The 18,196-nt window shown below is 59.3% G+C and carries 15 protein-coding genes; 12 read left to right on the plus strand and 3 right to left on the minus strand.

What is annotated here, in order from left to right; genetic code table 11:
* Positions 1-163 precede the first annotated feature (163 nt).
* The 4 genes from ACMXYH_RS11095 (at position 164) to ACMXYH_RS11110 (ending at position 5,015) form a co-directional block, all read left to right on the plus strand.
* Positions 164-637 (plus strand): MarR family winged helix-turn-helix transcriptional regulator, encoded by a 474-nt coding sequence (locus ACMXYH_RS11095; RefSeq protein ID WP_046047482.1) that lies wholly within the window; start codon positions 164-166, stop codon positions 635-637.
* Positions 634-2,103 carry an efflux transporter outer membrane subunit gene (locus ACMXYH_RS11100; protein WP_415767087.1) on the plus strand — a complete coding sequence of 490 codons (1,470 nt, stop codon included), beginning with the start codon at positions 634-636 and terminating at the stop codon, positions 2,101-2,103. Before ACMXYH_RS11095 ends, ACMXYH_RS11100 begins: the two co-directional genes overlap by 4 nt.
* A 15-nt stretch (positions 2,104-2,118) precedes the next feature.
* A complete protein-coding gene (locus ACMXYH_RS11105; RefSeq protein ID WP_134422666.1) occupies positions 2,119-3,321 on the plus strand; it encodes an efflux RND transporter periplasmic adaptor subunit in 1,203 nt (400 codons plus the stop codon).
* Positions 3,322-3,485: 164 nt separating this feature from the next.
* Positions 3,486-5,015: a DHA2 family efflux MFS transporter permease subunit gene (locus ACMXYH_RS11110; protein WP_415767088.1), complete on the plus strand. Its 1,530-nt coding sequence runs from the start codon at positions 3,486-3,488 to the stop codon at positions 5,013-5,015.
* A gap of 160 nt (positions 5,016-5,175) precedes the next feature.
* Here the strand turns inward: ACMXYH_RS11110 and lpxH are convergent, their stop codons facing one another.
* Both lpxH and ACMXYH_RS11120 read right to left on the minus strand, forming a co-directional pair.
* The gene (lpxH, locus tag ACMXYH_RS11115) at positions 5,176-5,928 is read right to left on the minus strand and encodes a UDP-2,3-diacylglucosamine diphosphatase (RefSeq protein ID WP_415767089.1); all 753 of its coding nucleotides are present in this window, start codon (positions 5,926-5,928) and stop codon (positions 5,176-5,178) included.
* Positions 5,925-6,428 (minus strand): peptidylprolyl isomerase, encoded by a 504-nt coding sequence (locus tag ACMXYH_RS11120; protein WP_033057103.1) that lies wholly within the window; start codon positions 6,426-6,428, stop codon positions 5,925-5,927. The genes lpxH and ACMXYH_RS11120 overlap by 4 nt, the downstream gene beginning before the upstream one ends.
* A gap of 260 nt (positions 6,429-6,688) precedes the next feature.
* Here ACMXYH_RS11120 and ACMXYH_RS11125 point away from each other — a divergent pair, with 260 nt between their 5' ends.
* Together ACMXYH_RS11125 and cysS are read left to right on the plus strand one after the other, a co-directional pair.
* Complete coding sequence (locus tag ACMXYH_RS11125) at positions 6,689-8,386, plus strand: glutamine--tRNA ligase/YqeY domain fusion protein (protein WP_415767090.1); 1,698 nt, start codon at positions 6,689-6,691, stop codon at positions 8,384-8,386.
* A 17-nt stretch (positions 8,387-8,403) separates the two neighbouring features.
* Positions 8,404-9,786: a cysteine--tRNA ligase gene (cysS, locus tag ACMXYH_RS11130; protein WP_415767091.1), complete on the plus strand. Its 1,383-nt coding sequence runs from the start codon at positions 8,404-8,406 to the stop codon at positions 9,784-9,786.
* 217 nt (positions 9,787-10,003) lie between these two features.
* Here the strand turns inward: cysS and ACMXYH_RS11135 are convergent, their stop codons facing one another.
* Positions 10,004-11,836, minus strand: a complete 1,833-nt coding sequence (locus ACMXYH_RS11135; protein WP_415767092.1) for a sigma-54-dependent Fis family transcriptional regulator — start codon at positions 11,834-11,836, stop codon at positions 10,004-10,006.
* A 389-nt stretch (positions 11,837-12,225) separates the two neighbouring features.
* Here ACMXYH_RS11135 and ACMXYH_RS11140 point away from each other — a divergent pair, with 389 nt between their 5' ends.
* Genes ACMXYH_RS11140 through ACMXYH_RS11165 form a run of 6 tightly spaced genes read left to right on the plus strand, consistent with a single transcriptional unit; the run spans position 12,226 to position 18,162 of the window.
* Complete coding sequence (locus tag ACMXYH_RS11140; RefSeq protein WP_008146067.1) at positions 12,226-13,320, plus strand: ABC transporter ATP-binding protein; 1,095 nt, start codon at positions 12,226-12,228, stop codon at positions 13,318-13,320.
* Positions 13,320-14,411, plus strand: coding sequence for an ABC transporter ATP-binding protein (locus ACMXYH_RS11145; protein ID WP_415767093.1), 1,092 nt, complete (start codon positions 13,320-13,322; stop codon positions 14,409-14,411). The genes ACMXYH_RS11140 and ACMXYH_RS11145 overlap by 1 nt, the downstream gene beginning before the upstream one ends.
* A gap of 2 nt (positions 14,412-14,413) precedes the next feature.
* Positions 14,414-15,280: a carbohydrate ABC transporter permease gene (locus ACMXYH_RS11150; protein ID WP_129436920.1), complete on the plus strand. Its 867-nt coding sequence runs from the start codon at positions 14,414-14,416 to the stop codon at positions 15,278-15,280.
* Between the two features lie 8 nt (positions 15,281-15,288).
* A complete protein-coding gene (locus ACMXYH_RS11155; RefSeq protein WP_415767094.1) occupies positions 15,289-16,089 on the plus strand; it encodes a carbohydrate ABC transporter permease in 801 nt (266 codons plus the stop codon).
* Between the two features lie 10 nt (positions 16,090-16,099).
* Positions 16,100-16,372 (plus strand): DUF2160 domain-containing protein, encoded by a 273-nt coding sequence (locus ACMXYH_RS11160; RefSeq protein WP_309677437.1) that lies wholly within the window; start codon positions 16,100-16,102, stop codon positions 16,370-16,372.
* Between the two features lie 47 nt (positions 16,373-16,419).
* On the plus strand, positions 16,420-18,162 hold the full coding sequence (locus ACMXYH_RS11165) for an ABC transporter substrate-binding protein (protein WP_129436918.1): 1,743 nt from the start codon (positions 16,420-16,422) through the stop codon (positions 18,160-18,162).
* Positions 18,163-18,196: the final 34 nt, after the last annotated feature.

The following is an 18,196-nucleotide window of genomic DNA, read 5'->3' on the forward strand; positions in this document are numbered from 1 at the left end:
GTGGGAGCGAGCTTGCTCGCGATGGCGTCAGATCGGTCACTGCATAATCCATCGCCATTTATGAACTAAATAGCAAGCAACCTAACTATTACGTTGACATTCGCTGCCTAGGCAGTAACATCTCGTCATACATTCTCTGCCTAGGCAGCTAATTGGTGGTCAGATGAAACATTTCACCCCAGACGCATTCCACACTTGCCATCTCGGCCTCTTGCTCGGGCGCGCTGCGCTGCTCAAGGACCGGATCATCGACACGCACATGGAACCCCACGGCATCACCGCCGCGCAGTTCAAAGTGTTGATCATCATGGCCCAGTTCGGCGTCGATACCCCGGCCGAGCTGTGCCGTCACCTGTCGCTGGATAGCGGTTCGATGACCCGCATGCTCGATCGTCTGGAACAGAAAGGCTTCCTCGCCCGCCAACGCTCCGAGGCGGACCGCCGTCAGGTTCAGCTGGTGCTGACCGAGCAAGGCCAGCAGTTGACTGACCGCCTGCCGGAGATCGGCGCCGACGCCATGAATGAACTGGCTGGCGCGATCACCCCAGAGGAGTTGCAAACCCTCGAACAGATCCTGAAGAAAATTTTGGTGGCAGCCGGTGACTCGATCACCCTGCTGCGGGTAGGTGACAAATGAGCGGTAAAACCCTGCGTATTGGCCTGAGCCTGGTGCTGGCGGCCATGACCCTGGCCGGTTGCGCCAGCTACAGCGGCCTGACCACTGAAGGCAAAAGCCTGGATGCGAAAACCCTCAAGGCCGGGCAATCCCTCAGCGGTGTAACCCTGTCGCCCGCAGCCTGGCCGAAAAGCGACTGGTGGAAAAGCCTCGGCGACCCACAACTCGACGGCTTGATCCGCGAAGCCCTGCACGATAGCCCCGACATGCAAATCGCCGACGCCCGTGCTCACCAGGCCAGCGCCGCCGCCTATGCCGCCGACGCCGCCCGCATGCCAACCCTCGATGCCAGCGCTGGTGTCAGCCGTTCGCGTCTGGCTCGGGATCAGGACCCGAGCGGGCAGGGCGGCACTTATTCCACCGTGCGCAACATCGGCGCCAGTTTCAATTACAACTTCGATCTCTGGGGTGGTCAGCGTGATGCCTGGGAAGCCGCACTGGGCCAGGCCCGTGCTGCCGAAGTCGATCAACAGGCCGCTCAGCTGACGTTGTCCGCCGACGTGGCTCGCGCCTACAGCGATCTGGGGCAGGCGCATATCGTCTACGACCTGGCCAGTGAAGACCTCAAACGCACCAAACAAATGCTCGATCTGAGCCAGCGTCGCCTGAGCTCGGGGATCGACAGTCAGTACCAGTTCCAGCAAACCGAAAGTCTGGAAGCCACCTCCGAAGCCAGCCTGATCGACGCCGAGAAACGCCTGCAAAGCGCGAAAATCGCCTTGGCCGTCTTGCTCGGTAAAGGCCCGGATCGCGGCAACGAAATCGCCCGGCCGAAAATCCTCCAGGCCAGCGCCGTCGCGTTGCCATCGGTGCTGCCGGCCGAGTTGCTCGGTCGTCGTCCAGACCTGGTGGCCGCCCGTTGGCGGGTTGAGGCGGCGAGCAAGAACATCGATGCCGGCAAAACCCGGTTCTATCCAAACTTGAACCTTAGCGCGGCGGCCGGTGCCGAATCATTGTTGGGCGACGCGATGTTCGGTTCGGCCAGTCGTTTCTTCAACATTGCGCCGACGATTTCTGTGCCGATTTTCGACGGTGGACGCTTGCGTGCCGACCTCGATTCCCGCGACGCCGATTACGACCTCGCCGTGGCGCAGTACAACAAAAGCCTGGTGAAAGCGCTGGGGGATGTCAGCGACACCATCAACCAGTTGCGCGATATCGGTCGGCAGATCGGCGCTCAGCAGCGCGCCACCGACATTGCTCAGGATTCTTACAACACGGTGGTGGAGCGTTACGGTTCCGGCATCGGCAATTACCTGGACGTGCTCAGCATCGAGCAGCAATTGCTCCAGGCCCAGCGTCAGCTGGCCAACCTGAATGCCGAGCAGATCGACCTGTCGATCCAACTGATGCAGGCGCTGGGAGGCGGCTTCCAGGGCGAGACCCTGGCCGCAGCCAACGCAACCCCAGCCACGCAGCACAACTAATTCAAGGTACTTGTCATGGCCACTGCCGATACAGCCCAATCCCCTGACAACACGCAAGACACGAGCAATCCGCGCAAACGCAAAGTCATGCTGATTGTCCTGGCTATCGTGGTGATCCTCGCCGGTGTCGGCGTCTGGGGTTATCACGAATTCTACGGGCGCTGGAACGAAAGCACCGACGATGCCTACGTGAACGGCAACGTGGTGGAAATCACGCCGTTGGTCACCGGCACTGTGGTCAGCATCGGTGCCGACGATGGCGACCTGGTCCATGAAGGTCAGGTGCTGATCAACTTCGACCCGAATGACGCCGAAGTCGGTCTGCAAAGTGCCCAGGCCAATCTGGCCCGCACCGTGCGTCAGGTTCGCGGCTTGTACAGCAATGTCGACGGCATGAAAGCCCAGGTCAACGCCCAACAGGCTGAAGTGCAGAAGGCTCAGGACAACTTCAATCGCCGGAAGAACCTCGCCGCTGGCGGCGCGATTTCCCAGGAAGAGCTGTCCCATGCTCGCGACGACCTGACCTCGGCGCAAAACGCCTTGGCCAACGCCAAACAGCAACTGAAAACCACCAGTGCTTTGGTGGACGACACCGTGGTGTCGTCGCACCCGGACGTGATGTCCGCTGCCGCGCAATTGCGTCAGGCGTACTTGAACAACTCCCGCAGCACCTTGATCGCGCCGGTCACCGGTTATGTCGCCAAACGTTCCGTGCAACTGGGCCAACGCGTCCAGCCGGGCACCGCGTTGATGGCGGTCATTCCGCTGGATCAGCTGTGGATCGACGCCAACTTCAAGGAAACCCAACTGCGTGACATGCGCATCGGGCAGCCAGTGGACATCGAAGCCGACCTCTACGGCAGCGACGTGAAGTTCAGCGGCACCATCGACAGCCTCGGCGCCGGTACCGGCAGCGCGTTTGCCCTGTTGCCGGCGCAGAACGCCACCGGTAACTGGATCAAAATCGTCCAGCGGGTGCCGGTGCGGATTCACATCAACGCCGAAGAACTGGCCAAGCACCCGTTGCGGGTCGGCCTGTCGACTCAGGTCGATGTGAACCTGCGTGACCAGAGCGGCCCGGTGCTGGCGCAACAACCGCCGCAAAAGGCCTCGTTCAGCACCAACGTCTATGACCGTCAGTTGGCCGAGGCCGACGCGATGATCACTCAGTTGATCCACGACAACAGCGCCGCGGTCAGCAAAACCGTCCAGCGCTGATTCGCCATCACACCGACCCTGTGGGAGCGAGCTTGCTGGCGATGGCGGATTTACATTCAACATCTTTGTTGATTGATCCACCGCTATCGCGAGCAAGCTCGCTCCCACAAGGGCTGCTGCGTCAGTAACAGGCGCAGCGCCAATCAGGTTCCAAAGGATTCGCGATGAGCAATAACGCCTCTTTTACGCCGCCCAGCCTGTTGCTCAGCACTATCGGCCTATCGCTGGCGACCTTCATGCAAGTGCTCGACACTACCATCGCCAACGTGGCGCTGCCGACGATTTCCGGCAACCTGGGCGTGAGTTCGGAGCAGGGCACTTGGGTGATTACCTCGTTCGCCGTGAGCAACGCCATCGCGCTGCCGCTGACCGGTTGGCTCAGCCGGCGCTTCGGCGAGGTGAAGCTGTTTCTCTGGGCGACGATTCTGTTCGTGCTGGCTTCGTTTCTGTGCGGTATCTCGACCTCGATGCCGGAGCTGATCGGCTTTCGGGTGCTTCAAGGTCTGGTGGCGGGTCCCCTGTACCCGATGACTCAAACGCTGCTGATTGCCGTCTATCCACCCGCCAGGCGTGGCATGGCCCTGGCGTTGCTGGCGATGGTCACGGTGGTGGCGCCGATTGCAGGTCCCATCCTCGGCGGCTGGATTACCGACAGCTATAGCTGGCCGTGGATCTTCTTTATCAACGTGCCGATCGGTGTTTTCGCGGTGATGGTGGTGCGCCAGCAACTCAAGGCGCGGCCGGTGGAAACCAGTTACCAGCCGATGGATTACGTCGGTTTGATCACCCTGATCATTGGCGTCGGCGCGTTGCAGGTGATCCTCGACAAGGGTAACGACCTGGATTGGTTCGAGTCGAACTTCATCCTCATCGGCGCGGCCATTTCAATGATAGCGCTGGCGGTGTTCGTGATCTGGGAAATGACCGACAAACACCCGGTGGTCAATCTGCGGCTGTTCGCTTACCGCAATTTCCGCATCGGCACCATTGTGCTGGTGTTGGGTTACGCCGGGTTCTTCGGGATCAACCTGATCCTGCCGCAATGGCTGCAAACCCAGATGGGTTACACGGCGACGTGGGCGGGGCTGGCGGTGGCGCCGATCGGTATTCTGCCGGTGCTGATGTCGCCGTTTGTCGGCAAGTACGCACACAAATTCGACCTGCGATTGCTGGCCGGCCTGGCGTTCCTGGCGATTGGCTTGAGCTGCTTCATGCGTGCCGGGTTTACCAACGAAGTGGACTTCCAGCACATCGCTCTGGTGCAGCTGTTCATGGGGATTGGCGTGGCGCTGTTCTTCATGCCGACCTTGAGCATTCTGATGTCGGACCTGCCACCAAGCCAGATCGCCGACGGCGCGGGCCTGGCGACGTTCCTGCGGACCTTGGGCGGTAGTTTTGCGGCGTCGTTGACGACCTGGATCTGGATTCGCCGGGCCGATCAGCACCACGCCTATATGAGCGAAAGCATCAGCACCTATGAGCCGGCTACCCGCGAGGCGCTGAACAGCCTGGGCGGAGCGAGCAATCCGGCGTATGCGCAACTGGATCATGTGCTGACCAGTCAGGCGTACATGCTCTCCACCGTGGATTACTTCACGTTGCTGGGGTGGGCATTCATGGGCTTGATTGTGTTGGTGTGGCTGGCGAAACCGCCGTTTGCGGCGAAGGCGGGGCCTGCTGCCTCCGGTCACTAAGTCAAACACAGGGAATTTGTGCCGGGCCGAAAATTTGATATTGGCGTAGGACCCATGTGGGAGCGAGCTTGCTCGCGAAAGCGATCTGACATTCAACATCTTCGTCGAATGTTAAACCGTCTTCGCGAGCCCGCTCCCACAAGGGTTTTGAGTTCGGTAGTCAGTTTGCAGGTGCTGCCAGCTGCGACGGCGGGGCGAAGTCGAACGGAGCAAGCGCAAACCCGCTCTCATCCACCTGCAATGCCCACCCCTGACGATCCCAATCCCCCAGCACAATACGTTTGGCCGCCTGTTCGCCAATCTGCAACTTGTGAATGGCGGGGCGATGGGTATGCCCATGGATCAAGGTCTTCACGCCATAGGCCTGCATGATCCGCGGCACTTCTTCCGGCGTGACATCCACAATGTCGTTCGCCTTCATCCGTGTTTGCGCGCGGCTTTCATTGCGCAGCTTGCGCGCCAGTTTATGGCGAGTCCGCAGAGGCAAGTGCCGCAGGATGAACAGGGTGATGGGGTTACGCAGGTAACGACGCAGCTTCATATAAGCCTCGTCACGGGTGCAGAGGCTGTCGCCGTGCATCAACAGCACCGGCTCGCCGTAAAACTGCACGACACTCGGGTCTTTCAACAACGTACAGCCGGCCTGTTTGCAGAAGGCCTGGCCGAGCATGAAGTCGCGATTGCCGTGCATCAGAAAAATGGCCGTGCCGCTGTCGCTGAGTTCGCGCAGGGCCTGGCAGATGGAACGCTGAAAGGGCGTCATGGCATCGTCGCCAATCCACGCCTCGAAAAAGTCGCCCAGAATGTAAAACGCACTCGCCGAGCGGGCGCGTCCGGCGAGCAAATCCAGAAACGCCCGGGTAATGTCCGGGCGCTCCTCTTCCAGATGTAAGTCTGAAATCAGCAGTATCACTCAATGATCTCGGCTTTCTCGATGATCACGTCTTCTGCAGGTACGTCCTGGTGGCCGGATTTCATGGTGGTGGAAACACCTTTGATCTTGTCGACGACGTCGGTACCGGCAACAACTTTGGCGAATACCGCGTAGCCCCAGCCCTGAGTGGTCTTGGCGCTGTGGTTCAGGAAGCTGTTGTCAGCCACGTTGATGAAGAACTGGGCGGAAGCCGAATGCGGTTCCATGGTGCGCGCCATGGCCACGGTGTACTTCTCGTTCGGCAGGCCGTTGTCGGCTTCGTTCTGGATGCTTGGGCGCTTGTCTTTCTTTTCTTTCATGCCAGGCTCGAAACCGCCGCCCTGGATCATGAAGTTGCCGATGACGCGGTGGAAAACAGTGTTTTCGTAGTGACCGGCTTTGACGTACTCGATGAAGTTGGCCACGGTGATCGGGGCTTTTTCAGCGTTCAGTTCCAGGACGATGTCGCCATGGTTTGTTGTCAGTTTGACTTGGGTCATGATCGGTACTCTTTCTAATAATTCGTGGGTTTCGGGGCGTTGAAGCCCTCAACCGGTCCGGCCAATTTTGGCCAAGATGCGCAGTTTAGCGTGCCGGGCGCGAATTTCGAGGCTGTTTTTCATTTGCATCCGATTAAATGCAGCCGTTTTCGGGCCTGCTCTGTCAGCGACTTGACGGCATCGGCTATGATAAGCCCCTTTGTTTTAACAGCCGCTTTGATTTGGCCAACTGGCCGCGCACTTGTACGTTCAAGGATCCTATGAGCAAGCCCACTGTCGACCCTACCTCGAATTCCAAGACCGGCCCTGCCGTGCCGGTCAATTTCCTGCGCCCGATCATCCAGGCGGACCTGGACTCGGGTAAGCACACGCAGATCGTCACCCGTTTCCCGCCTGAGCCCAACGGCTACCTGCACATCGGTCACGCCAAGTCGATTTGCGTGAACTTCGGCCTGGCCCAGGAGTTTGGCGGCGTCACGCACCTGCGTTTCGACGACACCAACCCGGCCAAGGAAGACCAGGAATACATCGACGCGATCGAAAGCGACGTCAAATGGCTGGGCTTCGAATGGTCCGGTGAAGTGCGCTACGCCTCGCAGTATTTCGACCAGTTGCACGATTGGGCCGTTGAGCTGATCAAGGCCGGCAAGGCCTACGTCGATGACCTGAGCCCTGAACAAGCCAAGGAATACCGTGGCAGCCTGACCGAGCCGGGCAAGAACAGCCCGTTCCGCGATCGTTCCGTGGAAGAAAACCTCGACTGGTTCGCCCGCATGAAGGCCGGTGAATTCAAGGACGGCGCACGCGTGCTGCGGGCCAAGATCGACATGGCCTCGCCGAACATGAACCTGCGCGACCCAATCATGTATCGCATCCGCCACGCTCATCACCACCAGACCGGTGACAAGTGGTGCATCTACCCGAACTATGACTTCACCCACGGTCAGTCGGACGCCATCGAAGGCATCACCCACTCGATCTGCACCCTGGAGTTCGAAAGCCACCGTCCGCTGTACGAGTGGTTCCTCGAGAACCTGCCCGTGCCGGCGCAACCGCGTCAGTATGAATTCAGCCGTCTGAACCTGAACTACACCATCACCAGCAAGCGCAAGCTCAAGCAACTGGTCGATGAAAAGCACGTTCATGGCTGGGACGATCCACGCATGTCCACGCTGTCCGGCTTCCGCCGCCGTGGTTACACGCCGAAATCGATCCGCAACTTCTGCGAAATGGTCGGTACCAACCGTTCCGACGGCGTAGTGGACTTCGGCATGCTGGAATTCAGCATCCGTGACGACCTCGACCACAGCGCCCCGCGTGCCATGTGCGTGCTGCGTCCGCTGAAAGTCGTGATCACCAACTACCCGGAAGGCCAGGTCGAGAACCTTGAACTGGCGTGCCACCCGAAAGAAGACATGGGCGTGCGTGTTCTGCCGTTCGCCCGTGAAATCTATATCGACCGTGAAGACTTCATGGAAGAGCCGCCAAAAGGCTACAAACGCCTGGAACCTGCTGGCGAAGTGCGTCTGCGCGGCAGCTACGTGATTCGCGCCGACGAAGCGATCAAGGATGCCGATGGCAACATCGTCGAACTGCGTTGCTCCTACGACCCGGAAACCCTGGGCAAGAACCCTGAAGGCCGCAAGGTCAAAGGCGTGGTGCACTGGGTGCCGGCCGCTGCCAGCGTCGAGTGCGAAGTGCGTCTGTACGATCGCCTGTTCCGTTCGGCCAATCCTGAGAAGGCCGAAGACAGCGCCAGTTTCCTGGACAACATCAACCCTGACTCGCTGCAAGTCCTCACCGGTTGTCGTGCTGAACCCTCGCTGGGCAATGCACAGCCGGAAGACCGTTTCCAGTTCGAGCGCGAAGGTTACTTCTGCGCGGATATCAAGGACTCGAAACCAGGTGCTCCGGTATTCAACCGTACCGTGACCTTGCGTGATTCGTGGGGCCAGTGATTCAAGGAACCTCTAACGTGCTTTCGATCTACAACACGCTCACCAAGAGCAAAGAAGTCTTCAAGCCTCTGGATGGCAACAATGTGCGCATGTACGTCTGCGGGATGACCGTGTACGACTACTGCCACATTGGCCATGGCCGCAGCATGGTCGCGTTCGACCTGGTGACCCGCTGGTTGCGGTTCAGCGGTTACAACCTGACCTACGTGCGCAACATCACCGACATCGAAGACAAGATCATCAATCGGGCCAAGGAAAACGGCGAGCCGTTCGACGTGCTGACCGAGCGCATGATCACCGCAATGCACGAGGACGAGGCGCGCCTCAACATCCTCAAGCCGGACATGGAACCGCGTGCCACCGATCATATTCCGGGCATGCTGAGCATGATCCAGACCCTGATCGACAAGGGTTACGCCTATGCACCGGGCAATGGCGACGTGTATTACCGCGTCGCCAAGTTCATGGGCTACGGCAAGCTGTCGCGCAAGAAAATCGAAGACCTGCGCATCGGCGCACGGATCGAGGTCGACGAGTCGAAACAGGACCCGCTGGACTTCGTACTGTGGAAAGGCGTCAAGCCGGGCGAGCCGAGCTGGCCATCACCGTGGGGCGACGGTCGTCCGGGCTGGCACATCGAGTGCTCGGTGATGTCCACCTGCTGCCTCGGCGAGACCTTCGACATTCATGGCGGCGGCAGTGACCTTGAGTTCCCGCACCACGAAAACGAAATCGCCCAGAGCGAAGCGGCCACCGGCAAGACCTACGCCAACGCGTGGATGCATTGCGGCATGATTCGCATCAATGGCGAGAAGATGTCCAAGTCCTTGAACAACTTCTTCACCATTCGTGACGTGCTGGAAAAGTACCACCCGGAAGTCGTGCGTTACCTGCTGGTGTCGAGCCACTACCGCAGCGCGATCAACTACTCGGAAGACAACCTCAAGGACGCCAAGGGCGCACTCGAGCGGTTCTACCACGCGTTGAAAGGCCTGCCGAGCGTGGCGCCGGCTGGCGGCGAAGCCTTTGTCGAGCGCTTCACCCAGGTGATGAACGACGACTTCGGCACGCCGGAAGCTTGCGCGGTGTTGTTTGAGATGGTCCGCGAGATCAACCGTCTGCGTGAGAGCGATCTCAATGCGGCAGCAGGTCTGGCGGCTCGTTTGAAAGAACTCGCGAGCGTGCTGGGTGTGTTGCAGCTTGAAGCCGATGACTTCCTGCAGGCCGGTGCCGAAGGGCGGGTTGATGCGGCTGAGGTTGATGCGTTGATTGCCGCGCGTCTGGCAGCTCGTGCTGGTAAAGACTGGGCCGAGTCCGACCGTATCCGCGACCAGCTCACCGCCATGGGAGTGGTGCTGGAAGACGGGAAGGGCGGGACGACCTGGCGTCTGGCTGACTGATTGCTGCTTCTGTTACAGACAAAACCCGCCTTGTGCGGGTTTTTGTTTTTGGTTTGTTCGCGAGTGCAGCGGTGTCTGGGCAGGCGCTTTCGCGAGCAAGCCCGCTCCCACATTGGATCTTCGCCATGTTTGAGTTGTGTGTACGACTCAATTCCCCTGTGGGAGCGGGCTTGCTCGCGAAGGTCTCAAACCGAACACCGGCAGTGCGGCCTACGCGTCACTCAGACTGGCGCAATCGCTTGTAGAGGGTATTGCGACTAACCCCGAGCCGACGGGCCAAATGGGAGATATTCCCCCCAGCCGCCTGCAACTGCCGATTCAAATCCTCGGCATCATTCAAATCCACTGCCAACGGCTCCGGTAAATCCACCGGCTCCATCTCCATATCCACAAAAAAATCATCCGGTAAATGCTCCGGCCGCACCGGTTGTTCCTCGGCCATGGCCAGCGCCACCTGCATCACGCTGCTGACCTGGCGCAAATTCCCCGGCCACGGGTGGCGCCCGAACAGCTCCAATACTTCTCTGCTCAAGCCGGCCCATTGGCTCGGCTCGCGATGCTGTTCCCACAGGCGTTTGAACAGGGCCTCTTTATCACTGCGTTCTCTTAACGGCGGCAGTTCCAGGGTCAAACCACCAATCCGGTAATAGAGATCTTCACGAAACCGCCCGAGTTGCACCTGTTCGCGCAACGAGCGGTTAGTTGCCGAAATAATCCGTATATCCACCTGGAACAACTCGCTGCTGCCCACCGGTTGCACGCAACGCTCCTGCAACACTCGCAGCAGTCGAGCCTGAGTCGGCAACGGCATATCGCCGATTTCATCAAGGAACAGGGTGCCTTTGTCGGCCTTGCGGATCAGCCCGATGCTGCCTTTCTGGTTGGCACCGGTGAACGCGCCTTTTTCGTAGCCAAACAGCTCGGACTCCACCAGTTCGGCGGGGATGGCTGCACAGTTGACGGCAATGAAGGGTTTTTTACTCCGGGAACTGGCCTGATGCAGGGCTTTGACGAAGACTTCCTTGCCGACCCCGGTTTCGCCGTGGATCAACAACGGAATGTCTTTTTCCAGCAATCGCTCGGCCTGGCGCACGGCTTTTTCCACGCGGCTGTCACCGAAATGCAGGGTGTTGAGGCTGATCGCTGCCGGTGTCGCCACAGCAGGGTCGACAAACACTCGCGCCTGAATCACTGCCTGTTTCGGCCGCTTCAACAGGCACTGGAAGCGGTTGCGTCCTGAGGTTTGCAACGCGAAGGGCAGTCCGTCCGGTTGGTTCAGCAACTCCAGCAGCGAGACCTTGAACAGGCTTTCGACGCTGACCCGCGAAAGGCTGATGCCCAGCAGATTGTCGGCCCGGCGGTTGGCAGACAGCACCTGGCCGGTTTCGTCAAAGATCAGCAGCCCGGCCCATTGGCTGTCGAGGTTGTTCAGCCCGGTGTTGAAGGTCAGTTGGAAATGCTGGCCATGGAACAGGTTGAGGATCAGCCGGTTTTCCACGGTCTGACTCATCATCTTGACCATGCCGAGGGTGTGGGACGGCGGCAGGTAGCTGTCGCTGGACACATCCAGCACCGCGATCACCTTGCGCTCGGCATCGAAAATCGGTGCGGCGGAACCGGTCATGAATCGGTTGGCCTTGAGGAAATGTTCATCGTGCTCGATGTGCACCGCCTGCTCGCAGGCGAGGGCGGTGCCGATCGCATTGGTGCCGCTGCAGCGTTCCATCCAGCTGGCACCGGCGCTGAAACCGCGGGTCAGGTTCGGCTCGATAAAACGCTGGGTGCCCCAGGACGTCAGCACCTGGCCCTGATTGTCGGCGAGCATGATCAGGCAGTTGGAGTTGCTGAGGATGTTCTCGTAGTACGGCAGGACTTCCTGGTGAGTGGTTTGCACCAGTGAGTGCTGGCTCTCCAGCAATTGCGCAATGCCCTCGGCCGGCAACTGATCGAACGCCGGGGCGCTCTGATGATTGAGGCCGAACGCGCGACATCGGGACCAGGAGTCCTGGATGATCGCGTCGTGGGAGAGCGGCAAGGCGGGTGCGGCCATGGCAGTCGATCTCTGAGCAAGCTTTTATTGTTTTTATGGGTTTTGCATCACGCTGGTTTCGCCTCGGCCCCCTGTAGGAGCTGCCGAAGGCTGCGATCTTTTGATCTCGATCTTCACAAATGTCACTGGCGCCAAGATCAAAAGATCGCAGCCTTCGGCAGCTCCTACGGGGACCGTGAACGGTGTGTAGAGTGTTGTTCACTATTGTTCATTGTCAACCGCCGGGTTGTTCAATTGTTCAGTCGCGGTTGTTCATTTCTGTTCAGCAACGAACTCGGTTTTTCTTCCACTTCAAGGATTCTCAAGCCGGATCAACGGCTTGCAATTTCTGGCACGAATGTCGCTCTGTAGCTCTGGTCGCTTGACTCCAATAATAAAAAGGCCGAGCCATGTCATTAACCCTGGAGCACGTCAGCCGTACCGTCGAGGGCCAGACCTGGATCGATGATGCGTGCCTTAGTTTCGAAGCCGGATCCTTCAACGTTTTGCTCGGGCGTACGCTGTCCGGCAAAACCAGTCTCATGCGCCTGATGGCCGGTCTGGACAAGCCTGACAGCGGCCGCATCCTGATGAACGGCGTCGACGTCACCCAGCGCCCGGTGCGTTTGCGCAACGTGTCGATGGTTTATCAGCAGTTCATCAACTATCCGACCATGACGGTGTTCGAGAACATCGCCTCGCCATTGCGCCAGGGCGGCGTTTCCAATGAGCTGATCCAGAGCAAAGTGCTGGAAACCGCGAAGATGCTGCGCATCGAGAAATTCCTCCAGCGCCACCCCCTCGAACTCTCCGGTGGTCAGCAACAGCGCACGGCCATGGCCCGGGCGCTGGTCAAGGATGCCGAGCTGATCCTGTTCGACGAACCGCTGGTGAACCTCGACTACAAACTGCGCGAAGAACTGCGCCAGGAAATGCGCGAGCTGTTCAAGGCCCACCACACCATCGCCATCTATGCCACCACCGAACCCAACGAAGCGTTGGCGCTGGGCGGCACCACCACCATTCTTCACGAAGGCCGGGTGATCCAGAGTGGCAAGTCTTCCGAGGTGTATCACCAGCCGCAAACCGTGCTGGCGGCAGAGCTATTCTCCGAGCCGCCGATCAATCTGATGCCGGGACGTATCGCCGGCAACGAAGTCAGCTTCGCCAATTTCGTGCACTTCCCGCTCAACGTCGATTTGCGGCCGGTGGGCGAGGGCGAGTTCCGCTTTGGCGTACGGCCCAGCCATATTTCGCTGGTGCCGAGCAACGACGATGACCTGGAGTTGGCGGTGACCGTCGAGGTGGCCGAGATCAGCGGTTCGGAAACCTTCCTGCACGTGCGCAACGAGCATTTCCTGTTGGTGCTGCACTTGCCCGGCGTTCACGAATACGACGTCGATGCGCCGATTCGCATCTATATCCCGACCCATAAACTGTTTGTCTTCGATACGCAGGGGCGGCTGGTCCAGGCGCCCGGTCGACGTATCGCGAGGGTTGCCTGATGGCCGAAATTCGTTTGCAGCACCTCGCCCACAGTTACACCCGCACGCCGACTGGCCCCGAGGATTATGCGATTCGCGAGATGGACCACGTCTGGGAGCAGGGCGGTGCTTATGCGCTGCTCGGGCCTTCGGGCTGCGGCAAGTCGACCTTGCTCAACATCATTTCGGGGCTGCTCAGTCCGTCTCAGGGCCAGGTGCTGTTCGACAGCAAAGTGGTTAATGACCTGACCCCGGAAAAGCGCAACATCGCTCAGGTTTTCCAGTTTCCGGTGGTCTACGACACCATGACGGTGTTCGACAACCTGGCCTTCCCATTGCGTAATCAGGGCATGGCAGAAGCAAAAATTCACAGCAAGGTGCAGGAAATCGCCGAAGTTCTCGACCTCCAGACGCTGCTGAGCAAGAAGGCGCGCAACCTTACCGCCGATGAAAAACAGAAAGTCTCCATGGGCCGTGGGCTGGTGCGCGATGACGTGTCGGCGATCCTGTTCGATGAGCCGCTGACCGTGATCGACCCGCACCTGAAGTGGAAGCTGAGGCGCAAGCTCAAGCAGATCCACGAGCAGTTCAACATCACCATGGTCTACGTCACCCACGATCAGCTCGAAGCCTCGACCTTCGCCGACAAGATCGCGGTGATGTATGGCGGGCAGATTGTGCAATTCGGTACGCCGAGAGAACTGTTCGAGCGGCCGAGCCACACCTTTGTCGGCTATTTCATCGGTAGTCCGGGGATGAATCTGATCGAGGTTCAGCTGCAGCCAGGCGGTGTCGGTTTCGCCTCGACTCGTTTGCCACTTTCCGATGCTCAACAGAAACGCATCGCCGAGTCCGAGTGGAAAACCCTGAAGGTCGGCATCCGTCCAGAGTTCGTGCACGTGTGGGACGAGCCGTTTGATGAGGCGATGCAGGCACCGGTCGTACACGTCGAAGACCTTGGCACCTACAAGATCATGACCCTGAACCTCGACGGCGCCCCTTTGAAAGTGCGCCTGGCCGAAGACAAGCCAGTGCCTGAGGGAACCGCCTACATCAGCTTCCCGGCTCAATGGTTGATGGTGTATGCCGACGAATATCTCCTGGAGACGTAGCCATGAACAAGGTGCAGAACAACAAGGCCTGGTGGCTGGTGTTGCCGGTGTTTTTGCTGGTGGCGTTCAGTGCGGTGATCCCGATGATGACGGTGGTCAACTACTCGGTGCAGGACATCTTCGACCAGTCCAGCCGCTACTTCGTCGGCGCCGACTGGTACAAGCAAGTGCTGCTCGATCCGCGCCTGCATGACTCTTTACTGCGCCAGTTCATCTACTCCGGCTGTGTGCTGCTGATCGAAATCCCGCTGGGCATCGCCATCGCCCTGACCATGCCGACCAAGGGTCGTTGGTCGTCGCTGGTGCTGATCATTCTGGCGATTCCGTTGCTGATTCCGTGGAACGTGGTCGGCACCATCTGGCAGATCTTCGGTCGGGCGGACATTGGATTGCTCGGCGCCAGCCTCAAGGCCATGGGCCTGAACTACAACTACGCGGCCAACACCATGGACGCTTGGGTCACGGTGCTGGTGATGGACGTCTGGCACTGGACGTCGTTGGTGGCGCTGTTGTGTTTCTCGGGGCTGCGGGCGATTCCGGACGTGTACTACCAGGCGGCGCGGATTGATCGGGCATCGGCCTGGGCGGTTTTCCGACACATCCAGTTGCCCAAGCTCAAGAGCGTGCTGTTGATCGCGGTGATGTTGCGGTTCATGGACAGTTTCATGATCTACACCGAGCCGTTTGTGCTGACCGGTGGCGGTCCGGGGAATGCCACGACGTTCTTGAGCCAGACCCTAACGCAAATGGCGATCGGGCAGTTCGACCTCGGCCCGGCGGCGGCTTTCTCACTGGTGTACTTCCTGATCATCTTGTTGGTGTCCTGGCTGTTCTATACGGCCATGACTCACTCTGACGCCAACCGCTGAGGTGTGCCATGAGCAAGAGAAAGCTTATTCCGCTGGTGATCTACATCCTGTTCCTGCTGGTGCCGATCTACTGGCTGCTGAACATGTCCTTCAAGAGCAACACCGAAATCCTCAGCGGCCTGACGTTGTTTCCGCAGGATTTTACCTTCGCCAACTACAAGGTGATCTTCACCGATCCGGCCTGGTACACCGGTTACCTCAACTCGCTGTACTACGTGAGCCTGAACACGGTGATTTCGCTGAGCGTGGCATTGCCGGCGGCGTATGCGTTCTCGCGCTATCGGTTCCTCGGTGACAAGCACCTGTTTTTCTGGCTCCTGACCAACCGCATGGCACCACCGGCGGTGTTTTTGCTGCCGTTCTTCCAGCTGTATTCCTCGATCGGTTTGTTCGATACGCACATCGCGGTCGCGTTGGCTCATTGCCTGTTTAACGTGCCGTTGGCGGTGTGGATTCTTGAGGGCTTCATGTCCGGCGTGCCGAAGGAGATCGACGAAACCGCCTACATCGACGGCTACAGTTTCCCCAAGTTCTTCGTGAAGATTTTCATTCCGCTGATTGGTTCCGGAATCGGTGTGACGGCATTTTTCTGCTTCATGTTTTCCTGGGTCGAACTGCTGCTGGCGCGAACCCTGACGTCGGTCAACGCCAAACCGATTGCGGCGGTGATGACCCGCACGGTCTCGGCGTCCGGTATCGACTGGGGCGTGCTGGCGGCAGCGGGGGTGTTGACCATCCTGCCGGGCATGCTGGTGATCTGGTTTGTTCGCAACCACGTGGCCAAGGGCTTTGCCCTGGGCCGGGTCTGAGGAGCTGATGATGGAATGGATGAGTTGGACCGGCCCTACGGCGGCATTCTTCGGCGTCATTGCCTTGATCCTGGTGGGCATGACGACCTGGGAACTGCGTTCGCCGAGCATTCTTCGGCGTGGTTTGTTGCCGATTGCCACCACCCGTGGCGATCGGTTGTTTATAGGTCTTCTCGGCAGCGCCTACCTGCATTTGCTGGTAATCGGCGTCACCGACTGGAGCATCTGGGTTGCGTTCGCGTTGTCCCTGGTGTGGCTGTTGGCTGTGATGCGTTGGGGCTAGTCGAATCGCTCGGCAAAGTTGCTCCGAAACCCTAAAAGGAGGTCTCTATGTTCGACAAAAACAATAAGCTGCGACATAGCGTTTCATTGGCAGCCATGCTGGCACTCAGCGGGTTGAGCGCTGCGGCCTGGGCCGATGCCTATGAAGACGCCGCGAAGAAATGGATTGGCAGCGAATTCACACCGTCCACCCTCACCCCAGAGCAGCAGCTCGCGGAGTTGAAGTGGTTCATCAAGGCGTCCGAACCGTTTCGCGGGATGAGCATCAAGGTGGTTTCGGAAACCATCGCGACCCACGAATATGAATCCAAAACGCTGGCCAAAGCCTTTACCGAGATCACCGGGATCAAGCTGACCCACGACTTGCTGCAAGAAGGCGACGTGGTGGAAAAGCTGCAGACCCAGATGCAATCGGACAAGAACATCTATGACGGCTGGGTCAACGACTCGGACCTGATCGGCACGCACTTTCGCTACGGCAAAACCGAATCGATCACCGACCTGATGGCCAACGAAGGCAAGGCCTACACCTCGCCGACCCTGGACATCAAAGACTTCATCGGCATCTCGTTCACCACCGCGCCGGACGGCAAGATCTATCAGCTGCCTGACCAGCAGTTCGCCAACCTCTACTGGTTCCGCGCCGACTGGTTCGAACGGCCAGAGTTGAAGGCCAAGTTCAAGGAAAAGTACGGCTACGAATTGGGCGTCCCGGTGAACTGGTCGGCCTATGAAGACATCGCCAAATTCTTCAGCGAAGACGTCAAGGAAATCGATGGCAAGCGTATCTATGGGCACATGGACTACGGCAAGAAAGACCCGTCCCTGGGCTGGCGCTTTACCGATGCCTGGTTCTCCATGGCCGGCGCTGGCGACAAGGGCATTCCCAACGGCTTGCCGGTGGACGAGTGGGGCATCCGCGTCGAGGACTGCCATCCGGTCGGTTCCAGCGTGACCCGCGGCGGCGACACCAACGGCCCGGCGGCGGTCTATGCAACCACCAAATACGTCGACTGGCTGAAGAAATATGCGCCACCGGAAGCGGCGGGCATGACCTTCTCCGAATCCGGTCCGGTGCCGTCCCAGGGCAACATCGCGCAGCAGATCTTCTGGTACACCGCGTTTACCGCCGACATGACCAAACCGGGCTTGCCGGTGATGAATGCCGACGGCACGCCGAAATGGCGCATGGCACCGTCGCCGCGCGGGCCGTACTGGGAGGAGGGCATGAAACTCGGGTATCAGGACGTGGGTTCCTGGACTTTCATGAAGTCCACGCCTGAGAAGCAAAAACTGGCGGCCTGGCTGTACGCGCAGTTCGTGACCTCGAAAACCGTATCCCTGAAGAAAACCATCGTCGGCCTGACGCCGATCCGCGAGTCGGACATCAACTCGCAAGCCATGACCGACCTGGCACCGAAACTCGGTGGTCTGGTCGAGTTCTATCGCAGCCCGGCCCGTGTGCAGTGGACCCCGACCGGGACCAACGTGCCGGACTATCCGCGTTTGGCGCAACTGTGGTGGAGCCACATCGCCGAAGCCGCCAGCGGCGAGAAAACCCCGCAACAGGCGCTGGATGGTTTGGCCAAGGATCAGGACGCGATCATGACCCGTCTGGAACGCTCGAAAGCACAAGCCACCTGCGCACCGAAAATGAACCCCGAGCGCGACGCGCAGTACTGGTTGGACCAACCGGGTGCACCGAAGCCGAAACTGGCGAACGAGAAGCCTAAAGGTGAAACCGTAAGCTATGCCGAACTGCTGAAATCGTGGGAGGCGGCGCGTAAGTAACAGGCTCTCTGCAGTGTTGAACGGCACTTTCGGG

This window comes from Pseudomonas frigoris (genome assembly GCF_047758635.1).
In the GTDB taxonomy this organism is placed as follows: Bacteria; Pseudomonadota; Gammaproteobacteria; order Pseudomonadales; family Pseudomonadaceae; genus Aquipseudomonas; species Aquipseudomonas frigoris.